Here is an 8516-nt window from a genome sequence, read left to right as displayed (position 1 = left end):
TCCTGCTGATTTGAAGAATCCCCAGAATATCTATTTGTATGACTTTGCCCGAATAGGATGCCGATCTACTATTATGACAATGGGCAATAGTAAATTTATAATGAAGCGTGGATGTTTGACAGCTGAGGGGTTGGTTGTAGTGACCTCCAATCACTATCAACGAATTGGCGAATTTTTGGATGGGGGGAATGAGGACAATCTTTATCGTGATATCATTGTAGAGGAGGACGTGTGGATTGGGATTAATGTAATATTGCTTTCTGGAGCACGCATTGGTCGAGGAGCTATTATCGGTGCTGGAGCTGTTGTAAGAGAATTCATACCTCCCTATGCTGTGGTGATTGGAAATCCGGCAAAAGTGATTAAGTTCAAATGGGAGATAGCTAAAATCATGGAACACGAGCGTTTGTTATATCCAGAAAACAAATGTTTTACCAAAGAGCAATTAGAATATTATCGCAATTCTTACAAGTGATATTTACTTTTATAATTATGAAATATTATTATCCTGCATTATCTGATAAAGACTTAGGATGGATTAGAATTGGTGGACCAGGATTAGCAAACTGTATGTTTCTTGCAGCAAATGCCTATATCTCCTCTATAAGAGGAGATGGAAAACTCATTACTCCGACATGGTGTAAATTTAGCTTAGGACCAATATTAAGAAAAGAACACGACAAAAGAGTCTATAACCAACTATTTAATGATATCGGTATTAAAGGCATAAGAAAGGCATGGATTATCTTAACAAAAAAAATGTTTAATCGGAAAGATGTAGAAGTGTATCATACTTTAGGTGATTTCTTTCAGGACTTAAACAAGGACGTAGTATTAGTACAAAAATATTTTAATTTGATATTGAAAGAAGAAACGGTTAAAAATGTGAATGTTTCTGAAATGAGAGAACAGGTGGCTGTTCATATTCGATTGGGCGATTACGTACCAGAAATGAGAGTCGATATAGAATGGTATAAAAAGCTGATAGAAAATATTCTGAGGGAATATCCCCAACAAAAATTCGCTCTCTTTTCGGATGGTAGTGATGACGAGTTGATTTCATTGCTTTCCTTGCCGAACGTCAAACGCTGTTTCTTTGGAAATGCATTTGCCGACATGTGGGCTATTTCAAAAACAAAATTTGTGATTGCCTCTGATTCTACATTCTCTGCTTGGGGAGCATTCTTGGGACAAAGACCAATAGTCTTTAGTAAACGCCATTTTCCACCAGTGTATGACGGGTACGTGCCGGAAGCGGTATTAGGGAAGGCAACGACTCTTCCGCTTGAATTTTTAACTTATTTATAATAATTTGTTCACATCATGAAAGGAATTGTATATTGGACACCTTATATATGTATGCATTCTGCAAGTGTATATGAGGAATTAGGGAAAAGACTTCACGTTATTATCGCTTGTAAGAGCTTAGAATATGGAACATTTGGTGGACTCAACATGAAAAATGTCGAGATTGTTTATGTTGAAGAAGAGGATGATGTTGACATACTTATCCAAAGAACTCAAAAATATGTACATATTAATCAAGCATTGAAAACATATCCGGAAATAGAGATTTTTGGTTATGCGCTTCGTCGTTTACTGACAAAAGGATGCTTTGTAATGGCTGTGAATATGGAACAATACCAATGGTGGACACTAAAAGGAATTCTTCGAAGACTGCAATGGTTTTATCTTTTCAATATAGGTCAGGGTAGACGAATCAAAGCGATAGGATGTACTGGTTGGACCGGAGTATTAGCTTTTAGGAAAGCTTGTATTTCTTCCAAGAGACTTTTTGACTTTATTTATTCTGTTCCTTCTCCAAATTCATACTTATTAGAGGAATCTTGTCAAGTGTCTTATAATCACGTAAATGTACAATCTGGGGGGGTAAAATTTATTTATTTAGGTCAAATAGCTAACCGGAAATGTATCTTAAATTTAATTCAAATATTCAAAAAAGTAGAAGGTAATTGGTCGTTAGATATCATAGGGGAAGGGCCACAAGAAAAGCAACTACGTGAAATGATATTAGGTGATAGTCGCTTTTCATACTGGGGGAAATTAATGCCTTCTGAAGCTCGCAAACTTCTTTCTACAACCGATGTGCTATTGCAAGTCAGCAAATTAGAAGGTTGGGGATGTACAGTCAATGAGGCCTTGATGTATGGAAACAGGGTGATTGTTTCGGACTCTGTCGGTTCACGAGCTTTGCTTCGCAATAAGGTTGATTGTGGGCAGATATTTGAAAGTGGAAATTGGGATGTTTTAAAAAACTGTATAGAGTACGAAATCTCCAAAGGAAGTAGAACCTTTGAACAAAGGGAACAAATATCTAATGATTTTCGTTGTATTTATCCCGAAGCCGAAGCAGAATACTTTCTTCAAATATTAGATTTTTATACAGGTAAAAACTGTATAAAAGTAAAAGCTCCTTGGAGCTAATTAAAAATTGCCTTACATTCTGTTTGCCGTATGTACATTACGGATGTTTCTAAAGTGCACGAAGAGTGAATTTTTCTATTAGCTAGAATGCTTTCCTGCGAACTGCTCCTTTTCTACATGCCGTTTTTCAGTTATTAGGGAGGCTTGTTAGGATTGGCGCTCTTGCTGTTTGCGGTTTCATTTGCTTTTAGCTATCTATTCCAGAAGGTGGCACGCTTTCTTTAATCAATAAATATAAAAGAATGAGAATCTTCTTGACACATATACTACCGGAGCATCTTGTAGCCGAGTACCACCTTTCGTTTGCTGCTTGTAACTTCTCGCGGAATCTGATGAGCGGCGGAGGCTTTGATAAGGTGTATTCCATTATGCCCTTGTTTGTCTGCGGTGAGATGAAAACGTTTAAAGAACCGGACAATGAATTGGTGTATTCTTCGCTACGCAGGAAAGGAAAGGTGGCGGCAAAATTAGCAATATTCGTAGAGCAGGTGTCCGTTTTTTTACGGATAGGGTGGCATGATACCCTATGGCTTTACAATATAGGCATATTGAATGTCCTGTTGGTATTGTTGCTAATGCTGTTCAAACCGAAGGTGAGGATCTATGCCATTGAGCTGGATTTCACGCCTCCGACTCGAGGGTTTTGTGTGATGTCATTTTATCTCTATCTTCTGAACCATATAGACGGGGTGATTAAACTGGCGGACTCCCCGCTCTTCACCAATAAGAATTCGGTTTGTCTTGCAGGGGTTACGCCTAATAGGAGGGACAAAGTTCCTTTAATTAAAAAACCGACTATGGAGTTTTTGTTGTCAGGAGTTTTGCAGCCTGACATATCGTCGTTGCCTCTTATATTAGATGCTTTTGCAAAAGTAAGAGATTGTAGATTGCACATCACAGGAACTTGCGACAGTAAACAGTTGCGGGAATATGCGGACAAGTATCCTAACATCATTTATCATGGCGTGTTATCGTTTGATGCCTATTTGCACTTGTTGCACAGCGTGACATTCCAACTTAGTTTACGTAATCCAAATTGGAGCGATAATCAATGTAATTTCCCCAGTAAAATAATAGAAGCTCTTTTACATAACCGTATCATCATCTCTACCATCCATTATCCGCAAATAGAAGGTATTAGGTATATCGAAACCGTTAGATCGGAGGATGGTTTTGAGAAAACGTTGAGGCAGATAAAGTCTATGCGGGAAGAGGAGTTGATGAAATATGCTAACCAATCTGAACTGGTCCAACAAAAGTTCAATCCTAACGTATGGAATAATTGGATGACAAGGATTGAGAATCGATTGGAAGAAAAGTGAAGATTTATGAAATATTTGATTTTACAAAATACTATTGCGCCGTATAGGAATTCAATGTTCAATAAATTTGTTGAAATGGGATTGGATATTGAACTCTTATATATGTGCGAACGGGAAAAGGAACGCTCTTGGAAGATTGATTATTCCACCATGAAGTTTCCGTACATAGTTGATGACCGTCCATATAAAGCATTGCATGGCATACCTCTGCATTGGAACCCCAAATTGATAAGGATTATGTGTAAGGCTAAGAAGGCTAGAATTATCATGGGGTCACCTTGGAATTCGCCAGATGTCATCGTTGCCTGTATACTGAAAAGAATGGGAATGTTCAAAGCCGAAATAATCTTTTGGTCGGAAGCCAATTATCTAACCAACGGTTCCCGAGAAAAGAATTGCTTCCGTGATTGGATTCGCCGATTTGTTTACAATACAGGGGAGGGGTGTGTGATCGTACCTGGGCAAATGTCAATAGAGACTTTCAATCGATGGGGAATCCATGGCAAGCGGTTCATCCCATTACCTAATGTGATAGAAGAGAACAAAATATGTCCATTGTTAAAAGAAGAACATCGGTTTACATCGTCCGATGAGCCACCACGATTTGTAATGCCCGTTCGTTTGGATGAAAAAATCAAGGGGGTAATGAACTTCTTCAAAGCTATAGGTGAAGAAAATGTTTTGTCTGCACAATTCGACGTATTAGGCGATGGGAAGGACGAGGCGTTGATAAAACAATTTATTGATGAAAACCATTATGAGCAGCATATTCATTTGCGAGGATTTTGTTCTATGGAAACTGTAGTTGGCTATTATTCGAACAGTGACTGTTTTATTCTTCCTTCTTACTCAGATCCAAGTCCTCTCTCCATTGTGGAGGCTTGCTGTTGTGGGCTGCCTCTTCTCATTTCATGCCGCTGTGGTAATCATTATGAGACTTTGATTGAGGGAGAAAACGGTTTCTCTTTCGATCCAGACAATACAAAACAAATAAAATCAGCATATGAATCATTGCTTACTTGTCGTCAAAATTGGGTTGAAATGGGAAGGAAGAGTTATCAAATGTTTGAGGTGAATTTTAAGCAGGAAACCGTGTTGAAGAGGTTTGTTGAGATACTGGAGAACAAATAGAATAATAAGGCAATGAAATATCTTCAAACGATAGCCGGACTGAGGGCAAAATCAGGCGGAACTTCTACTTGTACTTACGATTTAATCAAGGCTATGCGCGGTTTAAGTTGTAACGTGGATTTGATGACCTTGCAGGCAGATGATTTATTGGGTAACAACGAGTGGTGGATAAAAGCCCTGCCCAATGACAGTATCAGTAGTTACGGATATTCCCGTAACATGAACCGTTTCTTGCAAAAGTCGGATTATGATTTATATCATACCAACGGGATGTGGATGTATTGCAACCATGAAACTTGTCTTGTGGCGCGTAAAAAAGACAAACCATATGTCATTACGCCTCATGGAATGCTTTATACGCAAGCATTGGCCCGGTCTGCGTGGAAGAAAAAACTACTTCTCGCAATGGGGGGAGTTGCTAAAGATTTGAAATCTGCTACATGCATCCATGTGACTTGTAGTACAGAAATGAAATTCTACAAGGCATTGGGCTATCATAATCCAATCGCTGTCATTCCTAACCCTGTGACTATCCCTCATTACATACCCAACATCATTACACATGGAGAAAGAAAGAGTATTGGATACTTGGGACGTCTCCACCCTTATAAACGTCCAGACGCATTGATTAAAGCATGGGCACGACTAAAAGAGGAAACCGTTGGATTTGAATTGCTCTTTATGGGAAAAGGTACGGATGAGTATGAGCAATATTTACATAAGCTGGTTGATGATCTGCATCTGAAAAATGTATCTTTTCTGGGGATGGTTACTGGAGAAGATAAATTTAAACGGTTAACATCAATGCGTGTGTTATGTGTGCCTAGTAAAACGGAAAATTTCGGGATGACTGTAGCTGAAGCATTGATAGCCCAAACCCCCGTGATTTGTACCAAGACCGCTCCGTGGGAAGAGTTGAATACACGTCATTGTGGCTGGTGGGTTGACAATGATATTGACACATTAGCACAAACGATTAGGGAAGCTTTGCTTCTGCCGCAAAGCGAGATTGATAAAATGGGTGAAAATGGAAAACTTTTGATAGAAACGAATTACACAGACACACAAATAGCCTTGAAGATGAAACAACTTTACGAATGGATATTAACTGGTGGAGAGAAACCGGAGTTTGTATACGAATGAACACAAACTCCGGTGGGTAGGCAAAGTATCATAATGCGCTTGGCTGGAAGCATCAACCGGTGTTACAACAGTGAGACATGATATGGGGTATTTACCTTCGATGCTAATTAGATTTTACTTTATCAAACTTTTCCTTTACATGAAAATAGGAATTATTACAATATTGAAAGTTAATAACTATGGTGCGGAACTTCAAGCCTATGCTACTCAAGCGGTTCTGAACCGTATGGGATATGACGCTGAGATTATTGATTATCTTTTCTACAAGAATCCGAAGCACAAAACTACACGGCTTTCTAAACCCATTTTTCGACACGGAATAAAGAAACAGTTATCCGAATATCTATATCCGATGATAGAAAAAATAAAAGCAGGTAAATACAGGGAAGATAACTTAAAGCGCATAGCACGGTTTGAGAAGTTTCATCGGGAACATACCCGAATGTCGCAAACTTACCGCACTATGGATGAACTTTACACAAATGTACCCGATTATGATATTTATATGGTTGGGAGCGACCAAGTCTGGAATCCTGGTATCTATTCTTCAATTGAGCCCTACTTCTTAACTTTCGCCCCGAAAGGAAAGAAACGAATAGCCTACGCATCTAGTTTCGGAATATCCACACTAACTGATAGCTACATACCTTTTTACCGAAAAGCACTCAAGGAAATGGATGCCATTGGAGTGCGAGAGGAGCAAGCCGTCGATTTAGTGAAAGAAGTGTCGGGAAAGAACGCTACTTTGGTGCTTGATCCTACCCTGCTACTTACCGCTACGGAGTGGAAGCAAGTGGCACATCCTGCTGTCACGTTAAACGAAAAATATCTGCTTATCTATGAATTAACTCCTTGTCCTTATATCAAGACATTAGCCACGTATTTTGGTAAGATGCTGAATTACCGTATCATCCGAATTTGCAAACAAGCTGTTGTGGAGGACAAAGAGACTGAAATATTGAATGTGACTGATGCCGGTCCAGCCGAGTTTCTGCATTTCTTCTCAGAAGCCTCGTTGATACTGACAAACTCATTTCACGGTACTGCGTTCTCTATCAACTTTGGAAAGGACTTCTATACTATCACTCCTGCAAGAAAGACAAACAACTGCCGCCAGCAGAGCCTACTTAGGTTGATGGGACTGGAAAATCGGCTGTTGCAAGAAAATGCTCCGTTGCCCAACCTAACGAAGGTAGCGATGGACTACACACTTGTTAGGTCGATATTGGAAAAAGAACGAGTAAAATCAACACTTTTCATAAATAAAGCGATTCATGGAGAATAAGGTAATGCCCACATTATGCACAGACGAGCAATGCACGGGGTGTATGGCTTGCGCCAATGCCTGTGGCAGGCAGGCTATTACGTTCAAGGTCAATGATGAGGGTTTCTACCGCCCGCAAATCAATACTGACTCATGTGTGAGTTGTATGAGTTGCGAAAAGGTATGCCCGATACTTAGCCCTGCGAAAGCTTTCCACTCTACAATGGGAAAGGTCTTTGCTGCTTGGCACAAGGATACCGAAGTACGCAAAGAAAGTTCATCAGGTGGAGCTTTCTCTGCTTTGGCTGAAACAATTATAGAACAGAATGGTATAGTGGTAGGTGCCGCATATACGGACGAACTGAATGTTCAACATATTTGTGTAACCGATAAGGCGGGTTTGGCTCGATTGCGGTTGAGCAAGTATGTACAGAGTGAGATAGGCTTTGTCTATCAAACTATTTGCGAATACCTAAAACAAGGTAAAAGGGTGTTGTTCTGTGGTACACCCTGCCAAGTGGCAGGGTTAAGAGCTTTGTTTCCCAAGGAGGAGCGACTGGTATGTGTGGACTTTATTTGCCACGGTGTACCGTCGCCCTTGATATTGCAACGTTATTTGGCATGGCTGACTCCCCAGACAGGAGAGATAGTCCATATTAATTTCCGGGGGAAGGACAAAGGATGGTATGATGCCTTGCGTGTTGTCGCCTTGAAAGATGGAAAAAAAGTTTTGTTAAAGGGTAAAAAAGATGCCTTTTGGGTTGGGTTTAATAATAATAATAATATGCAATCGTCTTGTTACCAATGTCGTTTCGTGGGTATGGAGCGGTTGGCAGACATTACGATAGCCGACTTTTGGGGAGTCGGCAAACAGATACCATTCGGATATAAGAATGAAATTGAGAAAGGTGTGTCGATGGTCTTGGCTAATAACGGGCGTGGCTTGAAACTTGTCGAGGATAGCGAGGACAAGATGATATTGATTCCACGTGCGTTAGACGAGGTTTTTCTACGTAACCAAACAATGGTGGTTCCATGCAAGCGACCTAAAAGTCGAGATACCTTCTACAGAGACTTGAAGCGATTGTCTTTTGACGAGATGATTATACGTTATCTCACTCCTAACAATAAGACCAAGTTGGTAAAGCTATGGCGGGAATATCTACCTGCATCGTTGATTGCCATAATCCGTATACGTGACCAAAAATAAA

At 39.9% G+C, this 8516-nt stretch carries 8 protein-coding genes; all 8 read left to right on the top strand.

From position 1 onward, the window contains the following. Positions 1-475 (top strand): acyltransferase (locus QVP94_RS04695; protein ID WP_288213174.1); only part of this gene is annotated, 475 nt, incomplete at its 5' end. Positions 476-492: 17 nt separating this feature from the next. Next, a complete protein-coding gene (locus QVP94_RS04690) occupies positions 493-1308 on the top strand; it encodes an alpha-1,2-fucosyltransferase (RefSeq protein WP_036630328.1) in 816 nt (271 codons plus the stop codon). A gap of 15 nt (positions 1309-1323) precedes the next feature. Then, complete coding sequence (locus QVP94_RS04685) at positions 1324-2445, top strand: glycosyltransferase (RefSeq protein WP_022192079.1); 1122 nt, start codon at positions 1324-1326, stop codon at positions 2443-2445. Positions 2446-2687: 242 nt separating this feature from the next. Continuing rightward, positions 2688-3767: a glycosyltransferase family protein gene (locus QVP94_RS04680; protein ID WP_022192078.1), complete on the top strand. Its 1080-nt coding sequence runs from the start codon at positions 2688-2690 to the stop codon at positions 3765-3767. A 6-nt stretch (positions 3768-3773) separates the two neighbouring features. Beyond that, positions 3774-4898 (top strand): glycosyltransferase family 4 protein, encoded by a 1125-nt coding sequence (locus tag QVP94_RS04675; RefSeq protein ID WP_036630312.1) that lies wholly within the window; start codon positions 3774-3776, stop codon positions 4896-4898. 12 nt (positions 4899-4910) lie between these two features. After that, complete coding sequence (locus QVP94_RS04670) at positions 4911-6041, top strand: glycosyltransferase (RefSeq protein ID WP_022192076.1); 1131 nt, start codon at positions 4911-4913, stop codon at positions 6039-6041. A gap of 139 nt (positions 6042-6180) precedes the next feature. Then, the gene (locus QVP94_RS04665) at positions 6181-7326 is read left to right on the top strand and encodes a polysaccharide pyruvyl transferase family protein (RefSeq protein ID WP_022192075.1); all 1146 of its coding nucleotides are present in this window, start codon (positions 6181-6183) and stop codon (positions 7324-7326) included. Then, positions 7316-8515 carry a Coenzyme F420 hydrogenase/dehydrogenase, beta subunit C-terminal domain gene (locus tag QVP94_RS04660; RefSeq protein ID WP_022192074.1) on the top strand — a complete coding sequence of 400 codons (1200 nt, stop codon included), beginning with the start codon at positions 7316-7318 and terminating at the stop codon, positions 8513-8515. The genes QVP94_RS04665 and QVP94_RS04660 overlap by 11 nt, the downstream gene beginning before the upstream one ends. The last annotated feature ends 1 nt before the right edge of the window (position 8516 follow it).

This window comes from Parabacteroides sp. CAG:2 (assembly GCF_000436315.1).
Classification (GTDB): domain Bacteria; phylum Bacteroidota; class Bacteroidia; order Bacteroidales; family Tannerellaceae; genus Parabacteroides; species Parabacteroides distasonis.
This window is presented reverse-complemented; position numbering and strand designations above follow the sequence as displayed.